General features: G+C 61.2%; 19 protein-coding genes. 10 read left to right on the top strand and 9 right to left on the bottom strand.

Annotated elements, in window-relative coordinates; all coding sequences use genetic code 11:
- Positions 1-108 precede the first annotated feature (108 nt).
- Together GIW79_RS19455 and GIW79_RS19450 are read left to right on the top strand one after the other, a co-directional pair.
- Positions 109-2,202, top strand: coding sequence for a putative bifunctional diguanylate cyclase/phosphodiesterase (locus tag GIW79_RS19455; protein ID WP_054898711.1), 2,094 nt, complete (start codon positions 109-111; stop codon positions 2,200-2,202).
- A 54-nt stretch (positions 2,203-2,256) separates the two neighbouring features.
- On the top strand, positions 2,257-3,003 hold the full coding sequence (locus tag GIW79_RS19450) for an SDR family oxidoreductase (protein WP_034127640.1): 747 nt from the start codon (positions 2,257-2,259) through the stop codon (positions 3,001-3,003).
- On the opposite strand, the gene mapR is transcribed toward GIW79_RS19450, so the two are convergent.
- From mapR to GIW79_RS19435, 3 genes are all read right to left on the bottom strand, one after another.
- The gene (gene mapR / locus GIW79_RS19445; protein ID WP_054898710.1) at positions 3,000-4,409 is read right to left on the bottom strand and encodes a GntR family transcriptional regulator MpaR; all 1,410 of its coding nucleotides are present in this window, start codon (positions 4,407-4,409) and stop codon (positions 3,000-3,002) included. The genes GIW79_RS19450 and mapR overlap by 4 nt on opposite strands.
- Before the next feature lie 159 nt (positions 4,410-4,568).
- Entirely contained in the window at positions 4,569-5,978 is a 1,410-nt protein-coding gene (gene ccoG, locus GIW79_RS19440) for a cytochrome c oxidase accessory protein CcoG (protein ID WP_034127668.1), read from the bottom strand.
- A gap of 184 nt (positions 5,979-6,162) precedes the next feature.
- The gene (locus GIW79_RS19435; RefSeq protein WP_236455491.1) at positions 6,163-6,402 is read right to left on the bottom strand and encodes a DUF3203 family protein; all 240 of its coding nucleotides are present in this window, start codon (positions 6,400-6,402) and stop codon (positions 6,163-6,165) included.
- A 123-nt stretch (positions 6,403-6,525) separates the two neighbouring features.
- On the opposite strand from GIW79_RS19435, the gene GIW79_RS19430 reads away from it, so the two are divergent.
- A complete protein-coding gene (locus GIW79_RS19430; protein ID WP_034127637.1) occupies positions 6,526-7,023 on the top strand; it encodes an MgtC/SapB family protein in 498 nt (165 codons plus the stop codon).
- A gap of 6 nt (positions 7,024-7,029) precedes the next feature.
- Here GIW79_RS19430 and GIW79_RS19425 read toward each other — a convergent pair whose 3' ends face one another.
- On the bottom strand, positions 7,030-8,067 hold the full coding sequence (locus GIW79_RS19425; protein WP_236477403.1) for a M10 family metallopeptidase C-terminal domain-containing protein: 1,038 nt from the start codon (positions 8,065-8,067) through the stop codon (positions 7,030-7,032).
- A gap of 187 nt (positions 8,068-8,254) precedes the next feature.
- Positions 8,255-8,413, bottom strand: a complete 159-nt coding sequence (locus tag GIW79_RS19420) for a hypothetical protein (protein ID WP_167514236.1) — start codon at positions 8,411-8,413, stop codon at positions 8,255-8,257.
- Between the two features lie 203 nt (positions 8,414-8,616).
- Between GIW79_RS19420 and GIW79_RS19415 the strand changes: the two genes are divergently transcribed.
- From GIW79_RS19415 to GIW79_RS19400, 4 genes are all read left to right on the top strand, one after another.
- Positions 8,617-10,605: an alpha-1,4-glucan--maltose-1-phosphate maltosyltransferase gene (locus tag GIW79_RS19415; protein WP_236455822.1), complete on the top strand. Its 1,989-nt coding sequence runs from the start codon at positions 8,617-8,619 to the stop codon at positions 10,603-10,605.
- 166 nt (positions 10,606-10,771) lie between these two features.
- Positions 10,772-14,119, top strand: a complete 3,348-nt coding sequence (gene treS, locus GIW79_RS19410; protein WP_236455824.1) for a maltose alpha-D-glucosyltransferase — start codon at positions 10,772-10,774, stop codon at positions 14,117-14,119.
- Positions 14,116-16,362, top strand: coding sequence for a 1,4-alpha-glucan branching protein GlgB (gene glgB, locus GIW79_RS19405; RefSeq protein ID WP_057977237.1), 2,247 nt, complete (start codon positions 14,116-14,118; stop codon positions 16,360-16,362). The genes treS and glgB overlap by 4 nt, the downstream gene beginning before the upstream one ends.
- A gap of 42 nt (positions 16,363-16,404) precedes the next feature.
- Positions 16,405-17,565 (top strand): GGDEF domain-containing protein, encoded by a 1,161-nt coding sequence (locus tag GIW79_RS19400; protein ID WP_236455827.1) that lies wholly within the window; start codon positions 16,405-16,407, stop codon positions 17,563-17,565.
- On the opposite strand, the gene GIW79_RS19395 is transcribed toward GIW79_RS19400, so the two are convergent.
- From GIW79_RS19395 to GIW79_RS19385, 3 genes are all read right to left on the bottom strand, one after another.
- Complete coding sequence (locus GIW79_RS19395) at positions 17,544-19,748, bottom strand: ATP-binding protein (RefSeq protein ID WP_236455837.1); 2,205 nt, start codon at positions 19,746-19,748, stop codon at positions 17,544-17,546. The genes GIW79_RS19400 and GIW79_RS19395 overlap by 22 nt on opposite strands.
- Positions 19,749-19,920: 172 nt before the next feature.
- Positions 19,921-20,772, bottom strand: a complete 852-nt coding sequence (locus tag GIW79_RS19390; protein ID WP_054921410.1) for a CAP domain-containing protein — start codon at positions 20,770-20,772, stop codon at positions 19,921-19,923.
- A gap of 81 nt (positions 20,773-20,853) precedes the next feature.
- Positions 20,854-22,074 carry an MFS transporter gene (locus GIW79_RS19385; RefSeq protein ID WP_236455839.1) on the bottom strand — a complete coding sequence of 407 codons (1,221 nt, stop codon included), beginning with the start codon at positions 22,072-22,074 and terminating at the stop codon, positions 20,854-20,856.
- Positions 22,075-22,187: 113 nt separating this feature from the next.
- Between GIW79_RS19385 and GIW79_RS19380 the strand changes: the two genes are divergently transcribed.
- Positions 22,188-23,072: a LysR family transcriptional regulator gene (locus GIW79_RS19380; RefSeq protein ID WP_054898699.1), complete on the top strand. Its 885-nt coding sequence runs from the start codon at positions 22,188-22,190 to the stop codon at positions 23,070-23,072.
- A 56-nt stretch (positions 23,073-23,128) separates the two neighbouring features.
- Positions 23,129-23,806 (top strand): GNAT family N-acetyltransferase, encoded by a 678-nt coding sequence (locus tag GIW79_RS19375; protein ID WP_054898698.1) that lies wholly within the window; start codon positions 23,129-23,131, stop codon positions 23,804-23,806.
- Here the strand turns inward: GIW79_RS19375 and GIW79_RS19370 are convergent.
- The gene (locus GIW79_RS19370; RefSeq protein WP_054898697.1) at positions 23,796-24,398 is read right to left on the bottom strand and encodes a TetR/AcrR family transcriptional regulator; all 603 of its coding nucleotides are present in this window, start codon (positions 24,396-24,398) and stop codon (positions 23,796-23,798) included. The two genes, GIW79_RS19375 and GIW79_RS19370, sit on opposite strands and share 11 nt — an antisense overlap.
- Positions 24,399-24,470: 72 nt before the next feature.
- Here GIW79_RS19370 and GIW79_RS19365 point away from each other — a divergent pair.
- A partial coding sequence (locus GIW79_RS19365; protein WP_236477402.1) for an NAD(P)H-dependent oxidoreductase occupies positions 24,471-24,745 on the top strand: 275 nt, incomplete at its 3' end.

The following is a 24,745-nucleotide window of genomic DNA, read 5'->3' as shown; positions in this document are numbered from 1 at the left end:
TGATGGCCAATGGATTAATTAATCACCTGTCCTGTATTCATACTCGCTACAATCGCCCGATTTGCCACCCGGCACGGGCTTTTGCGCCGGTCGCCTGCGAGACGTCCCATGCTGATCGGTAGCTATTCAACCTCCCTTGTCGTGATTTCCCTGTGCGTGGCCATCCTGGCGTCCTACACCGCCTTGGACCTGGCCGGGCGTATCGCGACCGCCAAGGGGCGTGCCGTTTACCTGTGGATCACGGGTGGCGCAGTGGCGATGGGCGTCGGCATCTGGTCCATGCACTTTATCGGGATGTTGGCCCTGCGCCTGCCGTTTGCCCTTGGGTTTGAGGTAGGCATTACCCTGTTGTCGCTGTTGATCGCCGTGCTATCCAGTGGCTTCGCGTTATGGCTGGTCAGCCAGCCACGCTTGCCGGCCTGGCAACTGGCGTTTGGCGCACTGGTGATGGGGGCCGGTATCGCCAGCATGCATTACACCGGCATGGCCGCGATGCGCATGACGCCGGGCATCGACTACGACCCGGCCTTGTTCGGCGCTTCGTTGTTGATCGCGGTGGTGGCTTCCGGCGCCGCGCTGTGGATCGCCTTCAACCTGCGGCGCAACACACCTTATGTGCGTCTGGCTCGGGGCGGCGCAGCCGTGGTGATGGGCGTGGCCATCGTTGGGATGCACTACACCGGGATGGCTGCGGCGCGCTTTGCCGATGACAGCTTCTGCGGTGCCGCACTGACGGGCCTGAGCGGCAAGGGCCTGGATAACCTGGTCTTGGTCACTTCGCTGGCGGTATTGGTCATTGCGCTGTTGACGTCGGTGCTGGATGCGCGCCTGGAAGCGCGCACCGCCGTACTCGCCGATTCCCTGACCCTGGCCAACCAGGAACTCACCCACCTGGCCCTGCATGACATGCTCACCGGCCTGCCCAATCGCACCTTGCTGGCAGATCGCATACAACAAGGCATCCAGGCGGTGCACGAGCGGGGCGGTTGCTTTGCCTTGATGTTTATCGACCTGGATGGTTTCAAACCGGTCAACGATGCCTTTGGTCATCACCTGGGCGACCAGTTGCTGCGCGAAGTTGGCTTGCGCCTGCGCGAGGACTTGCGCAGCCAGGATACCTTGGCCCGCATCGGCGGCGATGAGTTCGTGTTGCTGGTGCAACTCACCCAGCCCGATGATGCGATGGGCTTGGCCGAGCGCCAGGTGGGCCTGATCAACCGCACGTTCACGGTGGCCGAGCATGAGTTGCAGATCTCGGCCAGCATCGGCATCGCCATGTTCCCGGGCAACGGTAGCAACCCCCAGGAACTGCTGATGAACGCCGACGCGGCGATGTATCACGCCAAGGGCATGGGCAAGAATGGCTACAGCTTCTTCGATGTGTCGATGAACACCAATGCGCGCAAACAACTGCAATTGCTGCAGGACCTGCGCATTGCCCTTGAGCAGGGGCAATTTCGTTTGCATTACCAACCCAAGTTCGACGCCGTCAGTGGTCTTGCCGTGGGGGCCGAGGCGCTGTTGCGCTGGGAGCATCCGCATCAGGGCTTGCTGATGCCCGCTACGTTTATTGCACTGGCGGAGAAAACCGGGCTGATCATTCCCATCGGCGAATGGGTGCTCGATGAAGCTTGTCGCCAGATGAGTCAGTGGTACGCACAGGGTTATGAGCACTGGCGCATTGCCGTGAACCTCTCGGCGTTGCAGTTCTGCCACGCCGGGTTGGTCAACAGCGTAGCGGCTGCACTGGAACGGTACCAATTGCCGGCCAACAGCCTCACGCTGGAAATCACCGAGACCACCGCCATGAGCGATGCCGATGCGAGCATGACGGTATTGCAGCAACTGTCGGACATGGGGGTTGACCTGTCCATCGATGACTTTGGCACCGGTTACTCCAGCCTGATGTACCTCAAGCGCCTGCCGGCCAACGAGCTGAAGATCGATCGCGGTTTTGTGCGTGACCTGGAACACGACAGCGATGACGCGGCCATCGTCTCGGCCATCGTGGCCCTCGGCCAGGCCCTGGGCCTGCGGATCGTCGCCGAGGGGGTGGAAACCGATGTGCAGCAGCACTTCCTCACCCGCCTGGGGTGTGACTCCTTGCAAGGCTACTTATTGGGGCATCCATTGCCGGCCGATAGCTTCATGGCGAATATCCGGGGCGCCGAACAGCCGGCGCCTGACAAAAGCAGTCAGTGACGGGTATTCTTGGATCCAACCCTGAACATCCGGTTGAATCGGGAGGCCGCAGCCATGGACAAAGTCGTCATCATCACGGGGGGCAGTCGTGGCATTGGCGCCCAAACGGCATTGCTCGCCGCTCGCCAAGGCTATCGCATCTGCATCAACTACCAGTCTGATGAAGACGCTGCCCTGCGTGTACTGGATCAGGTTCGCGCGCTGGGTGCCCAGGCGATTGCCGTGCGGGCCGATGTCAGCAGCGAGGATGAAGTGATCGCTCTGTTCAATCGCGTTGATACGGAACTGGGCCGGGTCACCGCGCTGGTGAATAACGCCGGCACCGTGGGGCATAAGTCGCGGGTCGATGAGATGTCCGAGTTTCGTATCCTCAAAATCCTCAAGACCAATGTGCTGGGCCCGATCCTGTGTGCCAAACACGCGGTATTGCGCATGTCGCCCCGGCATGGAGGGCAGGGAGGCAGTATCGTCAACGTGTCGTCGGTGGCGGCGCGGCTGGGCTCGCCGGGAGAGTATGTCGACTACGCGGCCTCCAAGGGGGCGCTGGACACCTTTACCCTGGGGCTGTCCAAGGAGGTGGCGGGCGAGGGCATTCGCGTCAACGCCGTGCGCCCTGGCTATATCTTTACCGATTTCCATGCCCTGAGCGGCGACCCGGACCGGGTCAGCAAGCTGGAATCCGGTATCCCGATGGCGCGTGGCGGGCGCCCGGATGAAGTGGCAGAGGCGATTATCTGGTTACTGTCGGACAAGGCATCGTATTCCACCGGAACGTTTATCGACTTGGGCGGCGGCCGTTAAAACGAGCGCACGATCCGCCCTAGTGTCTCCATGGCCTTTTCCGACGCCTCGTTCCAAGGGCTTCCGTAATTCAGGCGAATGCAGTTTCTGAACCGCTGAGTGGCGGAAAAGATCGGCCCCGGCGCAATGCTGATGCCCTGGGCCAGAGCCATCTGGAACAATTTCAGCGAGTCGGTCTGCTCCGGCAGTTCCAACCACAGAAAATAGCCTCCCGCCGGCTGGCTGACCCGTGTTTGCGCCGGAAAATAACGAGCGATGGCCGCCAGCATGGCGCTTTGCTGTTCTTCCAGGGCGTAGCGCAGTTTGCGCAGGTGCCGGTCATAGCCGCCGTGTTGCAGGTAGTCGGCAATCGCCGCCTGGGCCGGCATTGACGGGCACAGTGAGGTCATCAGTTTCAGCCGCTCGACCTTCTGTGCGAAGCGCCCGGCGGCGACCCAGCCCACGCGGTAACCCGGTGCCAGGCTCTTGGCAAAGGAGCCACAGTGCATCACCAGCCCTTCGGTGTCGAAGGCCTTGGCCGGTTTCGGGGCCTGTTGCCCGTAATACAATTCGGCGTAGACGTCATCTTCGATCAGAGGCACTTGATGGCTGCGCAGCAGTTCCACCAGCGCCTGTTTTTTCTCTTCAGGCAACGTGGCGCCCATGGGGTTCTGGAAGCTGGTCATGGTCCAGCAGGCCTTGATCGGATAGCGCTCAAGGCTTTGGGCCAGGGCGTTCAGGTCAATACCGTCGCGCGGGTGCACCGGGATCTCCACAGCCTTGAGCTTCAGGCGTTCAAGCACTTGCAAGCAGGCGTAGAACGCCGGCGCTTCGATGGCCACCAGGTCGCCCGGTTCGGTCACGGCCTGCAGGCACAGGTTGAGTGCTTCGAGGGCGCCGTTGGTGATCAGCAACTCCTCCATCGGCAGCATCAGGCCGCCGACCATATAGCGCAGGGCAATCTGGCGGCGCAGTTGTGGGTTGCCTGGCGACATGTCGGTGACCACCAGGCGGGGGTCCATGTCGCGGCTGGCACTGGCCAGGGAGCGGGCCAGGCGCGGCAGCGGGAACAGCATGGGGCTGGGGAAGGCCGAGCCGAAGGGCACGGTGTTGGGGTCTTTGATCGAGTCCAGTACCGAGAACACCAGCTCACTGACACCCACATCGGTGGACTCATGCACCTGCTCACTCACCACCGGCTCGGAAAACGGGCTCGGCGCGTGGGTGTTGACGAAGTAGCCAGAACGCGGGCGCGCCCTGATCAGGCCACGACGCTCCAGCAAGTAATAGGCCTGGAATACCGTGGACGGGCTGACGCCGTAGGCCTGGCTGGCATAGCGTACCGATGGTACGCGCTGGCCGGGGCCGAGGACGCCGGAGCGGATCAGTTCTGCGATGTCGTCGGCAAATTTTTCGTAGCGTTTCATGGCGGCCTGATTAGCTTTTTGAATGTGTATGCAGGGCGAACTGTAGGAGCGAGCTTGCTCGCGAAAAACGTCAACGATAACGTGTGTTTCCTGAATGAACGCGGCGACGGTGAGTTTTTCGCGAGCAAGCTCGCTCCTACAGTTGATCTCTATCGTTGTTCAGCGATTCAAGGGCGCAACGAAGCGGCTGTCAGCAGCGGTATAAATCCAAGGCTCATCCACATCAGTGACTTTAAAACGCAGGGTTTGAGAGCTGCTGGCCGGTGTGTCCGCCAGCAACGCTACCGACACCGGTATATCGACAATTTCCCCGGCAGCCAGACTGACCTGGGTCTTGCCTTGCAGCTGGAACCCCTCGGCATCCACCAGTTCCAGGCGGTAGTCCTGGCGCTGCTGGGTCTTGTTGATCACCTTGAGGCTGTAGATGTTTTCGATCAACCCCTGGCTGTTTTCACGGAACATACCTCGGTCTTTGGTCACATCCAGCGACACCATCGGCCGTTCAATCAGCGCCACCACCAACGCCGCGATCATCACCAGCAGCACGGCACTGTAGCCGATCAGGCGCGGCCTGAGCAGGTGGGTCTTGCCACCTTGCAATTGATGCTCACTGGTGTAACTGACCAAGCCACGGGCATAGCCCATTTTGTCCATGATCGAATCACAGGCGTCGATGCAGGCCGCACAACCAATGCATTCCATTTGCAGGCCGTCGCGGATGTCGATGCCCGTGGGGCAAACCTGAACGCACAGCTGGCAATCGATGCAATCGCCAAGGCCAACCTCGGCTGGCTGCACGTCACGTTTACGCGGGCCCCGATGCTCGCCGCGGGTGGTGTCGTAGGAAATGGTCAGGGTGTCCTTATCAAACATTACGCTCTGGAAGCGTGCATAGGGGCACATGTGCATGCACACCGCTTCGCGTAGCCAGCCGGCATTGATGTAGGTAGCGCCCGTGAAAAACAGCACCCAGAACAGGCTCACCCCACCGATCTGCCACGTTAACAGTTCGGCGGCCAAGGGGCGGATCGGGGTGAAGTAGCCCACAAACGTCAGCCCGGTCAACACACTGATACCCAGCCACAATGTGTGCTTGGCCGAGCGCCTCGCCAGCTTATTCAGGCTCCAGGGGGCGGCCTGAAGTTTGATGCGCTGGTTGCGCTCACCTTCGGTCACCTTCTCGCACCACATGAACAGCCAGGTGAACGAGCTTTGCGGGCAGGTGTAGCCGCACCATACGCGGCCGGCAAACACCGTGATCGCGAAGAGGCCGAAGGCGCAGATGATCAACAGCGCCGAGAGCAGGATGAAGTCCTGGGGCCAGAACGTCGCACCAAAAATGTGGAACTTGCTCTCGGCCAGGTCCCACAGTACGGCTTGGCGCCCACCCCAGTTCAGCCACACGGTGCCGAAAAAAGCCAGGAACAGCAGGCCGGCACCGCCCACTCGCAGGGTGCGAAACAAGCCGGTAAAGCTGCGGGTATGGATCAGGTTGTCGCTGGATTTGGCCTTCACTTTCTTGGGGTGAATGGGCTCAAAGGTTTCCACGGTTGGGATTCGTTCGCTCATGGTCATTCGCTCATCAGCCTCCATCAGGCCGACGAACTATGGGCGACAGACTGTTTGCATAACAGACTCAGGTGGGGTGATAAAAAGCGGATCAGATCAGCTTGAAGCGTTCTTGTGCGTCAATCTGCTGCACCCCATGGGCATAGGGGTGCAGGGGTTGAGCGGGTCTGATGATGCAGATCAATTAAATCACCGAACCAGGTTGGCCCGCCTTTACATGCTCACGGCCATCGGTTGCGCCTTCAACCGTCAGCGCGTCCGCCTCGGCTTCGGTGATGTAGATGCGCGAACCTGCCAGTTCCAGATAAGACATGGCTTTGTCGTGATCGGTCAGGACGGTCACCCGTGTGGCTGGCAGGCTTTGTTCCTGGCCATTGTCGTCGAGCGTGAAGTAGCACAGATGATTTTCGATGCGTACGGTCATGACAATCTCCGTTTTGTGGGCTATGCAGCGTTAGGCGGCCGCCATGCGCACGGGTTCCAGGCAACTGACTGGCGGTCTGCGCTGTCCATCCTTTATCTATCCATAATAAAAAGGAGCGCATCCATGGAGGCCTGGTGGCATCTGGCGTGGCAAACCCTGCAAGCCGAATTCGCAGACATTGGCGATGCCCGGCAACTCACCCAAGTGACCGTGCGCCTGCTGATCGCGGCGATCCTCGGCGGCATCCTGGGGTTTGAGCGTGAACACAAGGGCAAGGCGGCCGGAGTGCGCACCCATATGCTGGTGGCGCTTGGCGCCGCGCTATTTGTGCTGGTGCCGCAGATGTCCGGCAGCCAGGCGGATGCCATGAGCCGTGTGGTTCAAGGGGTCATCGCGGGCATTGGCTTCCTCGGCGCTGGCACCATCCTCAAGGGCAAGGAAGACGAAGAGGGCCAGCATGTAAAGGGCCTGACCACCGCGGCCGGGTTGTGGATGACCGCCGCCATTGGGGTTGCGGCGGGAATGGGGCGTGAATCGACGGCGGTGCTCAGTACGCTGCTGGCCCTGGCGGTATTCAGCGTGATGCCACGGATCGTCAAGCTGCTGGAGAAGGATGAGTGAAGGAGGTCAAGTGATGAGGTTGCCGTATCTCACCTCACCTAAGGCTTTCACCACAAAGGGCGACTCTCCCGGGTTGCCGGAGATCATCACCACGCTCGTATTGTGAGCCGGGCTATAGTGAATCTGTACCTCGCTACTGGCTCCCGAGAAGTTTCCTACCAATTTCAATGGCGTGTTGCCGAGTTGATTTCTAATTGCCGATACATCGAGTTTGTCTCTGTGGTGGTCAAAATCCATCACTTGCTCAGGTGCGTCGAAACTTGATTCACGGGTATTACGGAAGGTGAAGGTCTGACCATTGTCATTCCTGACATTGTTGTTGTGTGTGAGGCTTTCTGCCGGGGGCGGTGGATTATCCGGTTGAGGGGGCGGGTTGCCGAGGTCCGCCTCTTTGCCGATATCGAAGAGGGCTGAAGCCAGAGGCGTACTTTGCCGCATTCGCTGTATGGCAGAAAGCTTCTCAATGCGTAGATCACGCTCGATTTGTATAGCGCAGTTGAACCCTTCCTCGGGATCAAGAGTGGAGGTACGCTCGCGAATTTCCTCAAGGCTCAAGCCCGGGACCTCGATATGTGAGGATCGGTCATGAATCATCTGCAGGCTTGACTGACCTAAACGCTCCTTCACATCGGTAATCAGTTTACGCGCTTCGTCTGCATCCGGGCCGTGCAGCAAGGATTTGACGTTTTCCCTGCTTAACAGGCTTCGAATCGTGGTCACCTGCCCGGAGGTCTCGTGTGAGTTGGGCGCGCGCAGCATATTGGTAATGTTCTGCTGGCTGGTCAGCGCACGAAGTTGGGCAAGCTGGGTGGCGTCGGCACCGGCCGTCTTCGGCTCTACGTTCGCAGAGGGGGCAGGGTTGGGCAAGGTAAAGGTTTGCGGCGCCCTGGAAGGGGCGGAGGCGGGCGTGTCAGGCTCTTTCCTGCGCATGATTGCGCTTGGGCCGGCCCTGAACAGATCGTTCAGTTTTTCCCGATAATCGTTGACTGGCGGTTGTTGGATGCCGTGAACAGCCGAGAACGGGGGCAGTAGTGAGGTGCGCATAGAAGGTACTCGCTTAACGGACAAGATAGTCTGCGGCCGGCAAGGGGGCGAGGCAGCGTACGAGAGACTGAATCTATCTTGTTCATCAAGAGCGGGATCTCGGTATTGTCGGTGATTGAAGTAGGAAAGCTCAGTAGCGCTTGCCCGCGATATTGTGTTCACGGGCAAGTGCTTGCGTGTCTGTGAGTCAGGCAATAACCGGCGGCATCGTCGTGGGCGGTTCCTGCACCGGTGGCGGCTGGTTTTCAGGCGGCTCCTGTTCAGGATCGCGTTCCGGTTCGGGCGGGGGTAATGGTGGGGCGTCGATATTCGGATCTTCGGGCTCAGGGGGGATCGGGATACTCATGGGGATGGCCTCGTTTGTGCTTTGCTCTATCGGTGGACCATCGCCTGCTGGAAATGATTCCCGCCCAGGGGCGGTATATCCACCTGAACTTTTGGGCAGCGCCCAGGCTCGGACTTTAAACGGCCCAGCTCAAGGATAGCGTCGCCGTCTCTGAATTCGTATCAAGCAAAGAGCGTCCAAAGGGCGTAAGGGGAAGCTGCTCGATGACTGCCGAAACACTGGTTCCAGAAGACTCCGTGCTGCCGTTGTCGCAGGCGCTGCTGTTACCCAGGATCGCGATCGAAAGCACCATGCCGGTCATCGACAACGGAGAGTTTGCCGTCAAGGCGGTGGTGGGCCAGCGGGTTCATGTCACCAGCAAAGTGTTCGCCGATGGCCACGATAAACTGGCGGTGTTGATCCGCTGGCGCGCCCTGGGAGACGAAAGCTGGCACAGCGTGGTCATGCTTGATATCGGCAACAATGGTTGGGAGGGCGCGTTTACCGTGGCCCACCAAGGCCGCCATGAGTACTGCATCGAAGCCTGGATCGACACCTTTGCCAGCTTCTGTTACGAACTGCGCAAGAAGCATGAAGCTGGCGTGCCGGTCAGCCTGGAGTTGCAGGAGGGCCGTAGCCTGGTGCTGCAGGCCGCCGAACGCAGTGACAACGAACTGCGTGACCGCTTGATGCTGTTGCACCATGAGCTTTCCGGCCTGTTGGAAACCGAGCAGGTGGCGTTGTTCCTGCACGAAGACAGTGCACACCTGATGACCCGGGCCGACCATCGCGCCTATTTGAGCGTCAGCCCCGCCTACCCGATTGACGTGGAACGTGAAGCCGCACAATTTGCCAGCTGGTACGAGCTGTTTCCCCGCTCGATCACCGACGATCCGGCGCGGCACGGCACCTTTAACGACGTGCACGCACGCTTGCCGATGATCCACGACATGGGCTTCGACGTGCTGTATTTCCCGCCGATCCACCCCATCGGCCGTAGCCACCGCAAGGGCAAGAACAACTCACTCACCGCCGGCCCTGATGATCCGGGCAGCCCCTACGCCATTGGCAGTGAGGAGGGCGGTCACGAGGCTATTCACCCGCAGTTGGGCACTCGCGATGATTTCCGCCGGTTGGTCAAGGCTGCTGCCGACCACGGCCTGGAAATCGCCCTGGATTTCGCCATCCAGTGCTCCCAGGACCACCCGTGGCTCAAACAGCATCCGGGTTGGTTCAACTGGCGCCCGGACGGCACGATCAAATACGCGGAAAATCCGCCGAAAAAGTACCAGGACATCGTCAACGTCGATTTCTATGCGGCCGATGCCATCCCCAGCCTGTGGACCGAGTTGCGTGACATCGTGGTGGGCTGGGTGGAAGAGGGCGTGAAGACCTTTCGCGTCGACAACCCGCACACCAAGCCGCTGCCGTTCTGGCAATGGCTGATCAGCGACGTGCGTGCCAAGTACCCGGAGGTGATCTTTCTCGCCGAAGCTTTCACCACCCCGGCGATGATGGCGCGCCTGGGCAAGGTCGGCTATTCCCAGAGCTATACCTACTTCACCTGGCGCAACACCAAGGCTGAGCTGAGCGAGTACCTTGCCCAACTGAACCAGTCGCCCTGGCGTGAGTGCTACCGCCCGAACTTCTTCGTCAATACGCCGGACATCAACCCGGGTTTCCTGCATGAGTCCGGTCGCGCAGGCTTCCTGATTCGCGCTGCGCTGGCCACGATGGGCTCGGGCCTGTGGGGAATGTATTCGGGTTTTGAGTTATGCGAAGCCGCGCCGGTGCCGGGCAAAGAGGAATACCTGGACTCGGAGAAGTACGAAATCCGACCTCGGGACTTCACCGCGCCGGGCAACATCATCGCCGAGATCGCCCAGCTCAACCGCATCCGCCGCCAGAACCCGGCGTTGCACACGCACCTGGGGCTCAAGCTCTACAACGCCTGGAACGACAACATTCTGTATTTCGGCAAGCGCAGCGAAGACGGCAGCAATTTCATTCTGGTCGCCGTCAATCTCGACCCGCACAACGTCCAGGAAGCCCACTTTGAATTGCCGCTGTGGGAGATGGGCTTGCCCGACGATGCCCAGACCCAAGGCGAAGACTTGATGAACGGCCACCGCTGGACCTGGTACGGCAAGACCCAATGGACCCGGCTGGAGCCGCAGATGCCGTTCGGGATCTGGCGCATCAGTACATCCTGAGTGCTCGTTCCCACGCTCTGCGTGGGAACGTCTCACTTGACGCTCTGCGTGGGAATGCCTCGCTTGACGCTCTGCGTCGCGCTTGGGACGCGGAGCGTCCGGGGCTGCGTTCCTACGCGGAGCGTGGGAACGATCCTCGAGAACTTTGTATTTTCAGGAGTTTGCAATGGCCAAGAAACCCAAGGCAGCCACCTTTATCAAAGACCCGCTCTGGTACAAAGACGCAGTGATCTACCAGGTTCACGTCAAATCCTATTTCGACTCCAACAACGACGGCATTGGTGACTTTGCCGGGCTGATCGCCAAGCTCGACTACATCGCCGACCTCGGCGTGAACACCATCTGGCTGCTGCCGTTCTACCCGTCTCCCCGGCGTGATGACGGCTACGACATTGCCGAATACCGCGGCGTGCACAGCGACTACGGGACGATGGCCGACGCCAAGCGCTTTATTGCCCAAGCCCACCAACGCGGGTTGCGCGTGATCACTGAACTGGTGATCAACCACACCTCCGACCAGCACCCCTGGTTCCAGCGCGCGCGCAAGGCCAAGCCAGGCTCGGCCGCACGGGACTTCTACGTGTGGTCGGATGATGACCAGAAATACGACGGCACACGCATTATTTTCCTCGACACCGAAAAGTCCAACTGGACCTGGGACCCGGTGGCCGGCCAGTACTTCTGGCACCGCTTTTACTCGCACCAACCCGACCTCAACTTTGATAACCCGCAGGTCATGAAAGCGGTGCTGTCGGTGATGCGCTATTGGCTCGACCTGGGCATCGACGGCCTGCGCCTGGACGCCATTCCCTACCTGATCGAACGGGACGGCACCAACAACGAAAACCTGGCGGAAACCCACGACGTCCTCAAGCAGATCCGCGCCGAGATCGACGCCCATTACCCCGACCGCATGCTGCTGGCCGAAGCCAACCAGTGGCCCGAAGACACGCAGCTGTACTTTGGCGACAGAAAGGGTGATGACGGCGATGAATGCCACATGGCGTTCCACTTTCCACTGATGCCGCGCATGTACATGGCGTTGGCCCAGGAAGATCGCTTCCCCATCACGGACATTCTGCGCCAGACCCCGGAGATTCCCGCCAACTGCCAGTGGGCAATTTTCCTGCGCAACCATGATGAGCTGACCCTGGAAATGGTCACCGACAAAGAGCGCGACTACCTGTGGAACTACTACGCCGCAGACCGCCGCGCCCGTATCAACCTGGGTATTCGGCGACGCCTGGCGCCGCTGGTGGAGCGGGATCGTCGGCGGGTGGAATTGCTCAACAGCCTGTTGCTGTCGATGCCGGGCACGCCGACCCTGTACTACGGCGATGAAATCGGCATGGGCGACAACATCTACCTGGGCGACCGTGACGGCGTGCGCACGCCCATGCAATGGTCCATCGACCGCAATGGCGGGTTTTCCCGTGCCGACCCGGCCAGCCTGGTGTTGCCGCCGATCATGGACCCGCAATACGGTTACCAGTCGGTCAACGTCGAGACCCAAGCCCAGGACCCGCACTCATTGCTCAACTGGACCCGGCGCATGCTCGCAGTGCGCAAGCAGTCCAAGGCGTTTGGCCGTGGCAGCCTGAAGATGCTCTCGCCGACTAACAGGCGCATCCTGGCTTACACCCGTGAATACACCGGCGAAGACGGCCACACCGAGATCATCCTGTGCGTAGCCAATGTGTCGCGCAGCGCCCAGGCGGCGGAGCTGGACCTGTCGGCCTTTGCCGGCATGGTGCCGGTAGAGATGCTCGGCGGTAATGCCTTCCCGCCGATCGGCCAGCTGAATTTCCTGCTGACCCTGGCGCCCTATGGTTTCTATTGGTTCGTGCTGGCAGCGGAAAACCAGATGCCCAGCTGGCATGTGGAACCGGCGCAAAGCATGCCCGACTTCACCACTTTGGTACTGAAAAAACGCATGGAAGAGTTACTGGAAGAACCTTGCCGCACCAGCCTGGAACAGACTTCACTGCCCGCCTGGCTGCCCAAGCGTCGCTGGTTTGCCGGCAAAGATACGGCAATCGACACGGTGCACATCGCTTATGGCGTGCGTTTTGGCGACCCGCAGCATCCGGTGTTGCTCAGCGAGATCGAAGTGACCAGTGCTGGCCAGGTCAGCCGCTACCAACTGCCCTTGGGCTTCCTTGGCGAAGACCAGTTCACCAGCGCCTTGCCCCAGCAATTGGCGTTGGCCCGAGTACGACGCACCCGCCAGGTAGGTTTGGTGACCGATGCCTTCAGCCTTGAGCATTTTATCCTTGAGGTGATCCAGGCCATGCAGGCCGGCACCGTGCTCAATACCCCTGACGGCGATCTGCGGTTCGAGGCGACTGAGCACTTGGCTGCACTGCAACTGACCCGTGAATCGCCGGTGCGTTATTTGTCTGCCGAGCAGTCCAACAGCTCGGTGGTGGTCGGTGACAGCCTGGTGCTCAAGCTGATTCGTAAAGTCAGCGCCGGTGTGCACCCGGAGCTGGAAATGAGTGCCTACCTGACCGCCGCCGGCTACCCGAATATCTCGCCGCTGTTGGGCTTTATGAGCCGCCGCGACGGGCAGGGGCAGGACAACCTGCTGATGATTGCCCAGGGTTACCTGAGCAATCAGGGCGATGCCTGGAGCTGGACCCAGAACAACCTGGAGCGGGCGATCCGCGATGAGCTGGCCGACGCGATCTCTGAACAGGAACAGCATTACAACGCCCTCGGCGAACTGGCGGATTTTGCCGGTTTGCTCGGTCAGCGCCTGGGTGAAATGCACCTGGTGTTGGGTGCGCCAACCGCCGACAAGGCTTTCAAACCCGAACCCACCACAGCCAAAGACACCCAAGCCTGGGCCCAGGATGTCGGCGCCCAGATCGACCGCGCCTTGCAGTTGCTCAAGCTTAATCAAAGCCAGTTGAACCCCGCCGACCAGGCGTTGGTCAGTGAATTACTGGCGCAGAAAAAAGCCATCGCGGCGCATGTTCAGGCGTTGGCCAAAGCCACGGTGGGCGGGTTGCGCATTCGCGTCCACGGTGACTTGCACCTGGGCCAGGTATTGGTGGTCAAGGGCGATGCCTACTTGATCGACTTCGAGGGCGAACCGGCGCGACCGCTGCATGAGCGGCGCGGCAAACACAGCCCTTATAAAGATGTGAGCGGTGTGCTGCGTTCCTTCGATTATGCCGCGGCGATGGCGCTGAATGTGCAGGGGGTGGATCACACGCCAGAAGCGAACGCTGCGCGTAAACGCGTGACCGACCGCTACCTGAATGAAGCCCGCGTAGCATTTACCCAGGCTTACCAGGCCGCTGCGTCTACACTGGCGCATGACTGGCAGGATGCCAACGGCCAAGACGCAGCGCTGACCTTGTTCAGCCTGGAAAAGGCCGCGTACGAAGTGGCCTACGAAGCAGAAAACCGCCCGACCTGGCTGCCGGTGCCCCTGCAAGGGCTGCACGGCTTGCTGAGCGGGCTGACACCTATATCTAAACCTGTACGCGGTGGGGAGACGTCATGAGTTTTACACAGAGAGAACCGCTGCAGCCCAAGTTGACTGCAATGCCGGCGTCCAAGGACGTCGATGCGCTGGTGCGCGCCGAGCACCCCGATCCTTTTTCGATCCTGGGGCCCCATGATGACGAGCAGGGCGGCCAGTTTATCCGTGCGTTCCTGCCCGAGGCCCTGAGTGTCCAGGTACTGGCGCGTGACACAGGTGAGCCGTTTGGCAGCCTCGATGCCACCCAGGTGCCAGGCCTGTTTATTGGGCACTTCAGCACTCGCCAGCCCTACCTGCTGAAAATCCAGTGGGCCGGCGGTGAGCAGATCACCGAAGATCCCTACAGCTTCAGCCAATTGCTGCTGGGGGAAATGGACCTGTACCTGTTTGCCGAAGGCAATCACCGTGACCTGGGCAACTGCCTGGGGGCTCAGGTGGTCAGCGTCGACGGCGTGCAAGGCGTGCGCTTTGCCGTCTGGGCGCCGAACGCACGGCGGGTTTCGGTGGTGGGCGACTTCAATATCTGGGACGGGCGCCGCCACCCGATGCGCCTGCGCCATCCATCGGGCGTGTGGGAAATCTTCATCCCACGCTTGCAGCCGGGCGCGGCCTACAAGTATGAAATTCTCGGTGCCCACGGCATTTTGCCGCTCAAGGCCGACCCTGTGGCGTTGGCCACCCAACTGCCGCCGGACACCGCCTCGAAGGTCGCCGCACCTTTGCAAGTGGATTGGCAGGACCATGAGTGGATGCAATCGCGGGGAGACAAGCAGAAAACCACTGCGCCGTTGTCGATCTACGAGCTGCATGTGGGGTCCTGGCAGTGCGAGCTGGACGAGGCCGGTGAAGTTGCCCGTCAATATGGCTGGCGCGAACTGGCTGAGCGGCTGATTCCTTACGTTCAACAATTGGGCTTCACTCATATCGAGCTGATGCCGATCATGGAACACCCCTTTGGTGGCTCCTGGGGCTATCAGGCGTTATCCCAGTTTGCCCCCAGTGCTCGCTTTGGCTCGCCGGAAGACTTTGCCTGGTTCGTCAATGCCTGCCATCAGGCCGATATCGGCGTGATCCTTGATTGGGTACCCGCGCATTTCCCCACCGATACCCACGGCCTGGCGCAATTTGACGGTACCGCTCTGTACGAATACGCCAACCCCCTGGAAGGCTTTCACCAGGACTGGGACACGCTGATCTACAACCTGGGCCGCACCGAGGTCCACGGTTTCATGCTCGCGTCGGCCTTGCACTGGCTCAAGCATTTCCACGTCGATGGCCTGCGCGTGGACGCAGTGGCCTCCATGCTGTATCGCGATTATTCGCGCAAGGCCGGTGAATGGGTGCCCAACCGCCATGGCGGTCGCGAGAACCTGGAAGCCATCGACTTCTTGCGGCACCTGAACGACGTGGTTGCCCTTGAAGCCCCGGGCGCCTTGGTGATTGCCGAAGAGTCCACGGCCTGGCCTGGCGTCAGCCAGCCTACCCAACAGGGTGGCCTGGGGTTCAATTACAAATGGAACATGGGCTGGATGCACGACTCCCTGCATTACATCCAGCAAGACCCGGTGTATCGCGCCCATCATCACAACGAGCTGAGTTTCGGGCTGGTGTACGCCTGGTCGGAGCGCTTTATCCTGCCGATTTCCCATGATGAGGTGGTGCACGGCAAGCACTCGCTGATCGACAAGATGCCCGGCGACCGCTGGCAGAAATTTGCCAACCTGCGCGCCTACCTCAGTTTCATGTGGATGCACCCCGGCAAGAAGTTGCTGTTCATGGGCTGCGAATTTGGCCAATGGCGCGAGTGGAACCACGATCAGCAACTGGATTGGTATTTGCTGCAGTACCCCGAGCACCGTGGGGTGCAGAAGCTGGTAGGCGATTTGAACCGCCTGTACCGCGAAGAGCCGGCGCTGCACGAACAGGACGATGCGCCCCAGGGCTTCCAATGGCTGATCGGTGATGACGCGATCAATAGCGTCTACGCCTGGCTGCGCTGGAGCAAGGATGGCAAGCCGGTGTTGGTGGTTGCCAACTTCACCCCGGTGCCCCGTGAAGGCTACGCAGTCGGTGTGCCGTTTGGCGGGCGGTGGAGTGAGGTGATCAACAGTGATGCCGATACCTACGCGGGCTCCAACTACGGGAATGGCGGGGCCGTGTTTACCCAGGATGAGCCGCGCCATGGGCAACCGGTGTCGCTGTCGTTGAACCTGCCGCCCCTGGGCGTGCTCATTTTGCGACCTCAAGAGCCTGAAACGCTCTAGCGCAGCGTATGCCGCTGTTCGGCTTGCTGGCAAGGTGCCACAATGGCGCCTTTGTCGTCGCCGGTCAAACAGGCCAACCCCATGCATAGCCTCGGGCAAGATCAGGGTCACTCCATCGAAGAGCAGGTGCGAACCGACCGTTTGCACCAGCTCTTTCGTCAATCATTCTCGGCGATCTTCGGCAGCTACCTGGGCGCCGTCATGCTCTGCTGGCTGTGCTGGGATCGATTCGATCAGCAGGTCATCCTGGTGTGGTTGGTACTGCTGGCGGGCTCGTCATTGGTGCGCCTGCATCTGTTTGTGCAATGGTTTCGCTGCCCTGACGCGGGGCGCACACCCGCACGTTGGGAGCGCCACTACTGGGTCACGCTGATGCTGTCGGCGGGTATCTGGGGCGGCGGGGCGCTGGCAGTGATGCCGGTCGATGACCGCTTGTCCCAGGTGCTGGTGATGCTGTTTACCGTGGGCATGTCGGTCAGCGCGGTGTCCTGTTATTCAGCCTATCGCTACATGACGCTGGGCTCGATGGCGCTGGTGTTGCTTCCCTGTACGGTATGGATGCTGTTTCAGCCTTCGCCGATGCAGGTTGGCGTGGCGCTGGCGGTGCTGGTGTTTGCTTCGTTTGTGGTCGGTGCGACGCGCAAGCTGTCCGATGCCCTGGAAAAAGCCTTCCGTCTGACGAGGCAAATGGAGCGCGCTCATCATATTTCCACCCGTGCCGCCCAGACCGATGAGTTAACCGGGCTGATGAACCGCCGGGCGTTCTATGAACAGGCCCAATTGCTGTATGCCCAGTGCCTTCGCGAGCAGCAGCCGCTGTGTGCATTGATGATGGACATGGACCATTTCAAAGCCATTAATGACACCTACGGCCACCAGGCCGGCGACCAGGTGTTGCGCCAGATTGGCGCGGTGATCAGTGCGTCCTTTCGCCAGACCGATATCTACGGTCGCCTGGGGGGTGAAGAGTTTGCGGTATTGCTGCCCAATACCTCGTTGGAGACCGCACGCAGCATCGCCGAGGAGTTGATCCAGACGATTCATGATTTGCCCGCCGACCCGGTACAAGGGGTGAGCGCAAGCCTGGGCGTAGCATCGACCTGCACTCAGCCTCTGGATTTGAACGCCTTGATGAACAGCGCCGACAAGGCCCTGTACCAGGCCAAGGCATCGGGTCGCAATCAGGTAGCGGTCGTCGACTGATCCTTGCACATCGCCTTTGCCAGCACCCGCGCAACTTGGTCGGCGGAGTAGGGCTTGGCGAGGAACTCAAAGCCTTCGTAGCCGCTGTCTGCCAGTTCCTCACTGTAGCCAGAGACGAGTACCACGGGCAGGTCGGGGCGGCGCTGGCGCAGCAACCTGGCCATGGCCACGCCGGTCATGCCGGGCATCACCACGTCGGAGAAAATCGCGTCGAACCCCTGAACGTCATTGCCAGCGAGGTTCAGCGCCTGTTCGGCATTGGTCGCCCAGGTGGTCTGGTAACCGAGGTCCTTGAGGATCTGGCTGGCGAAGCGTCCCACCTCGAGGTTGTCCTCGACGATCAGCACATGCTGATGAGCCGCCTCTAGCGGCCCTGGCAGATCTGCACGGGTGTCTTGATCCGGCGCCGCTTCGCCTTCGACTTGCGGCAGATACAAGGTAAACACCGTGCCCTGGCCGAGGGTGCTGGCCACATCGATATTGCCGCCTGACTGCTTGGCGAAGCCGAATACCTGCGACAGGCCAAGGCCCGTGCCTTTGCCCACGGCCTTGGTGGTGAAGAACCGCTCGAAGATGCGTTCGAAGGTGTCGCTGGGAATCCCGCTGCCGGTGTCAGCCAGGGAGATGGCGATGTAGGGCATACACGACTCGGCATCCCCGCGAATCCGTGGCAGCGCTTGCTGCCCTGTGACCTTGAGGGTCAGGGTACCCTGGCCTTCCATCGCATCGCGGGCGTTGAGGGCGATGTTGATCAGTGCGGTTTCGAACTGGCTGGGGTCGATGCGCGCATAGCAGGGCTGATCGGGCAATTTAACCTGCACATGAATGCGGGCACCGGTAACGCTCTCGAGCATCTCGCCGATATTCTGCACGCGCTGGCCGACATCGAACACCTGCGGGTTCAACGGTTGGCGACGGGCAAAGGCGAGCAGTTGGCTGGTGAGTTTGCTGGCCCGCTCTACGGTGTCGGACACCGCGCACATGTAGCGTTGCCGACGCTCCTCGGACAGGCCCGGCTGGCGCAGGAAGTCCACCGACGAGCGAATAATGGTCAGCAGGTTGTTGAAGTCATGGGCGACGCCGCCGGTCAATTGGCCGATGGCCTCCAGCTTCTGTGACTGGCGCAGTGCGGCTTCGGCCTCGGCCAGTGCATGGGTACGCTCATTCACGCGCTGTTCCAGGCTGGCATTGAGTTCTGTATAGGCGGCCAGGCCCTCGCGCACGGCGGCATCGGCGCGTACGCGCTCGATATGCGCCCAGGAACGCTCGGTGACTTCGCCCACCAGCGCCATGTCATAGGAAGACCAAAAGCGCGGCAGTTTGTCGTGCACGGCCATCAGCGCCGTAAGCCGCCCGTCTTTGATCAACGGCATGCAAATAGTGGCTGTCACCCCCAGTGCCTGGAAGCTCGCGGCGTCATGGGGCGGCAACTCGATCAGATTATTGCGTATCACCAGTGGCTCGCCGGCACGCAGGCAGTTGACCGCGCATTCCCCGAACGCCGCGAGGCTGTAATGCCCGATGATGCTCGGCGAGCCATGCGCCGACCAGTCGCCCCGAATGGTAAAGCCATCTTCATCCTCGTCCATGTCGGCGTAGGCACAGATGGACACCTGCAGATGTTCGGCCAGCAGGCGAGTCGTAGACGTCAGGATGGTTTCGGCGTCGGTAGCATTGACCACGCTGTTGCCGATGGCGTCCAGCACTGCCAGGCGACGGGCGAGGAATACCGTGGCGGTTGTTTCGGTCACCGTGTCGAGCAAACCGACCACCACGCCTTGGGCATTGCGAATCGGGCTGTAGCAAAAGGTGAAATAGGCTTGTTCCGGCGCTTCGTTGCGTTGGATCAACAGCGGGAAGTTTTCGATATAGGTGGCGTGCCCATCGAACGCGGCGTCGGCGATAGGGCTGATATCGTCCCACACCTCGTGCCAGATCTCGTTGAACGGGCGGCCCAAGGCGTCGGGTTTGCTACCCAGGATCGGCGTGAACGCGTCGTTGTAGAGAGTAATCAACTGAGGCCCCCAGACGATGGCCTGGGGGAAACTCGACGCGAAGCACAGCGCAACGGTTGTCTTCAACACATCGGGCCAGTGTTCAAGTGGCCCCAGGGGCGTATTGGCCCAATCGTGCTGACGAACCCGCTCTGCCATTTCGCTGCTGCCTTGCAGCCAATTCATCATGGGGTTCACACCTTGCTTGCTACGTATTGTTTAGCTTTGAAGAGTCAGGCCGACTAGCAACAGACCGGAATGACCGCATTCAGTTCAGCGCAATTATCTCCCTGATAGCACTTTGATTTCATTGTCTATTTGCACGCCGTCATTATTGGCCGGGTTGGGCCGGCGCTCAACCTTATTGCGTGCCGAATAAGCCCGTCCAATAGATGCCCGCGTCACTCTTGGGGTCCATGGCGTAGGCGGCACCCAATTCGCGAAATTGCGGGTTCATCAGGTTGGCGCAGTGGCCGGGGCTGGCGAGCCAACCGTCTACGACCTTGCGCGGCGTGTCGAGGCCGGCGGCGATGTTTTCACCAATATTCTTCGCGATATACCCCGCCAACTCGGCGCGGTCGCCGGGCGTACGGCCGTCGGGGTCCAGGTGGTCGAAGAAATTGCCGTTGGCCATGTTGCGGGTATGGCTGTTGGCTGCGCCGGCCAGGGTGTCGTTCCACGACAGGGGCGCCGTGGCGGTGAACGCCTGGGTGCCACACTGGCGCGGCTCGGCACGGGCGGTGTTGATCAGGTCGAGCAGTTTTCTGCCTTCGGTCTGCCAATCGCCCAGGCCGCTGGTCACCAATGGGCGAGCCAGCACGATGCGCCAGTCCTGGCCGCTGTTGCTGACCCCGATGTCGACAAATTGCGGATCGAGCACTACGCGGCAAAAGCTCTCGCGCACCGCTTTCATCGCAGCCTCGGCATCCTTGGGACCGGACAGACTGATGGCCTGCACGTTCACCATCGGGTACGCAGCCCGCGCCAGCGACTGCTGCAAATCGCCGACATTGGAGGCCGGCAACACCAGCCGTGTATCGCTGGTCAGCGGCGGCAGCTCCTGGGAACCCTGGTCACCGCAGCGTTGCACCTGGCTGCGGTATTGGTTGATCTGTTGGACTAACTGACTTTCTTCATTCGCCATCGCGCTGGCGCAGAACACCGTAGTGGCGGCCAGCGTCGCAAGACCCATCATCAATGACAGAACGCGCATGGACGTTACCCTTGAGCTTGAAAGTGCCCATGATGCGCGATCCAGGTGCATCCATGCACCCGTTGGTCCGAACTTTTTTGCTCAGTTCTTGAATGCCGAGTGTTTCGCGCCCTGATCGCGCCAGACCAAGACCTTCACCAAAATGGCCAGCAGTATCAAACCTACCGCCATGGCGAAGGTCGCGTGCAGGCCGGCTGCCACCGCCTGGGGCGCGGCATGGCTGACATCCGGGGTGGCGCGGGCGAACACCGCGCCGAGGGCTGAGGCGCCGAAAATCAGGCCCAGGTTGCGCGACAGATTCAGCAGGCCGGACACTGTGCCTCGGCGTGTCGCCTGTATATCGCTCATTACCGCCGTGTTGTTGGCCGCCTGGAACAGGCTGTAGCCGGCTGTCAACACGATCAGCGCCGCGAGATAAACACCAAGCCCGGACGCCTGCGACAGCAACAGGGCCCCGCACAGCATCACGCTCAGCCCCACGAGGGTCAGGCGTTGGTTGCCGAGGTGATCGGTCAGGTAACCCGCCGGTACACCGGTAACCGCCGCGACCGTTGGCCCGACGGCCATGGCCAAGCCCATCCAGGCGGGATCGAGGCCCAGGCCACGGGACAGGTAGAACGGGCCCACCACAAACGTGGCCATGATCACCGCCGACACCAGAACGCTCATGACCAGGCCGGCGCGCAACGGCGCATCGCGCAGGGGCGCCCAGAGTGTATCGCCTGGCGAAGCTTCGCGGGCGTTAGCATCCGCCGGCAAATAACGGTAGGCGAGGGCGGCAGCCACACCCGCCAAGGGCAGGCCGATCAGAAACAGTGCGCGCCAGCTCCACAGGCTGAGCAATACTCCGCCGACACTCGGCCCCATGGCCGTGCCGAGTGCCGACATAGTGCCGAGCAGGCCCATGACTCGGCCGGTATTCGCTTTCGTGACGGTGTCACCGACCATGCCCAGGGTCATCGCCATCATGATCGCCGCGCCCAGGCCCTGGAATGCCCGTGCGCCGATCAGCCAGGACAGGGTTGGCGCGGCGGCACACCCGGCGCAGGCCAGGGCAAACACCAGCAACCCGGCCAGCAGCAAGCGCCGGCGCCCCAGACGGTCGCCCAGGCGCCCGGCGCTGACAATCACGGCGGTGATGGCCAGCAGGTAGGCGAGCACCACCCACTGCACGGCCTGAAACGAGGCACCGAAGGCGTGCGCCAGGCTGGGCAGGCCGACATTCGCGATGCTGGTGCCCAGGGCGGCCAGCAACATGGACAGCGACAAGGCCACCAGGCCGCCGCGTGTGGAGGTTTGCATGCGCGTTTCCTTGAGTGAATGCACCTGTCGCAAATCTACGGCGTCGCCTAAGATGGCGGAAGACGCAGGGGTTGCAGGTTATAGCTGCATCCAACGCCTGATAAGGAGACCCCATGCCCGACCTCAATTTACTCATCACCCTGGACGTGTTGCTTGCCGAAGGCAGCGTCGCTCGCGCCGCCCAGCGCCTGCGCCTGAGCCCTTCGGCCATGAGCCGGGCCCTGGCGCGTTTGCGTGCAGCCACTGGCGATCCGCTGCTGGTACGTGCCGGGCGCGGCCTGGTACCGACGCCCCGGGCGTTGCAATTGCGTGAACAGGTCAGCCAATTGGTGCAGGACGCCCATGCGGTATTGCGCCCGGCAAACACCCTGGACTTGGGTGAGGTGGTGCGCACCTTCACCCTGCGCACTAGCGAGGAGTTCGTCGAACGCTTCGGCCCCGCCTTGCTGGCGCGTATCGCCCAGGACGCCCCAGGGGTGCGATTGCGTTTCGTGCACAAGAGCGACAAGCACAGTACGTTGCTGCGCGACGGTGTCGTCGACCTGGAAACCGGTGTGGTCGATGCCGGCGCCAGCCCGGAGGTGCTGACCCAGGCGCTGTTCCGTGACCGCCTGGTGGGCGTGGTGCGCGAGGGCCATGCTCTGAGCCGCGGCCCTCTTAGCGCAGCGCGTTTCGCCCAGGGACAACATGTCTACGTGTCGCGGCGTGGGCAGGACCGTGGCCAGATCGACGAGGCCCTTGAGGCGCAAGGTCTGGTTCGGCAGGTCGGCATCGTGGTCGCCGGTTTCAACACGGCCATCGCCCTGGCGCGTGATACCGACCTGATCGCCAGCGTGCCTGAGCGCTATATCACAGTGCCGCCTCGAGGCTTGTACTGCTTTGAGCTGCCGGTGACATTGCCGCCATTTACCGTGGCGATGCTGTGGCACCCGCGGCAGGACGCCGACCTGGCCCATCGCTGGCTGCGCGCATGTTTGCGCGAGGTGTGCGGGCCATGATCGGCGCGCAACAGGTACAATCGCCGCTGCCTTGACGCGAAACCCCAGGAATTTGCATGTTCAGTCTTACCCGCTACACCACGCCGTGCCCCGAACCGGTCAACAGCCAGATCCTGCAGATGGTGGTGGACAACCTCACCGATATCAGCAGCGTAGCGCTGGCACCGAGCAATCTGCTCTACAACATCTACCAGTACGCCATCGGGTTTGAGGTGCACCTGTACCTTGAGGCGTTGAATGGCGAAAAGGGCATCGCCGTCGAGTTGGTCGTGGCGATGGAAGACGAGACGGTGGTGGGTTTTTGCCTGTATCTGCCGGTGAAGGATGATCCGCACGCGTGTGGCATCGCGTTTATGGCGGTGCAGGCGGGCTTTCGTCGCCAGGGTGTGGCACGCAGCATGATGGACGAAGTGTTGGCGCGTTATCCCCACGCCGAACTGGCCTGTGCGGTAGAGAAGGTTGCGGTGTTCGAAGCCATGGGTTTCCAGGTACGCGGTGCGCGTGGCCCCCAGGTCGTGATGAACACCCGCAACTACGGCACCGATGGGTTGATGGGCGTGTTGGATGTGGCCTCAATCTACAGCTCGCTGGAAGTGCGGCAGATCCACACCTACCTGCTGCAAAAACACGGCAAGCGCGCCATGGTCGACGCAGAGAAACAGCGTGATCGGCACCTGGACCAGTTGACGCGCAAGGCGCAACTGTTCGTCCAGGGCCGTCTGCCTACGGCCTGACGCGCATGACCATCGCGAGGATAGTCTCCAGCAGCTCCTGCTGAGCTTCCTCGCGGCTGATCTCGCCATTGGCCGCCGCATGGGACAGGGCTTCCGCCGCGCCGAGCATGGCGCGCAACCCGGCCTGAGAGATGCTGCCGCCGTGGGTGAAGGGCGACAGCGCGTCTCGGCATTTATCGAGAAAGATCGCCTCGTATTCGCGCTTGGATGCTTCCAACTCCGGCGAACCGCTCAAGGCGGCAATCACCCCGGGTATTTCCCGACCTTGCAACAACACACAATCGACATACGACGACGCGATAACCCACGCGCGGTCCTCAAGGGTCGCCTTGCTGGTGGCGATGGCATCGGCAAATACCTGGTCCTGGCGCGCGTCGAAGTCTGCATACAGCGCGGCCAGCAACCCTGCGCGTGTAGCGAAGTGGTCGTAAACCACTGGTTTGGTGACGCCCGCCAGCTCGGCCAGGCGGCCCAGAGTCAGGGCGTCGGTGCCTTCGTCACGCACTAATTGCCAGGCCACGTCGAGTAACTGGCGCAGGCGATCTTCACGGGACAAACGACGACGTGGGGCAGGGGATTCACTGCTTGACATGCTTATATACCAAAAGTAACTTATTCGACGTAACTTACTAAAAGTAGATTAATCCGAAATGGAGTCAAAGTCATGCACGCACTGATCGTAGTTGCTCATCACGACCCGCAATCCCTCACCCACAGTGTGGCCGCCGAGGTGGGCGCGGGCTTGAGCGCCTCTGGCCACACCTTTGAAATAGCCGACCTTGCCGCTGAAGGGTTCGATCCACGCTACACCGTCGCCGACCATCGGGTGCACCGTACTCGGGCGACGCCGCCAGCCGACGTGCAGGCCGAACAGGCCCGCATAGACCGCGCCGACGCGCTGGTGCTGGCGTTCCCCATCTACTGGTGGTCAATGCCAGC

It is taken from the genome of Pseudomonas sp. PA-7-1E (genome assembly GCF_021605325.1).
GTDB lineage: Bacteria > Pseudomonadota > Gammaproteobacteria > Pseudomonadales > Pseudomonadaceae > Aquipseudomonas > Aquipseudomonas fluorescens_BV.
The sequence above is the reverse complement of the archived record's forward strand: the minus strand, read 5'-3'. Positions and strand labels throughout refer to the sequence as shown.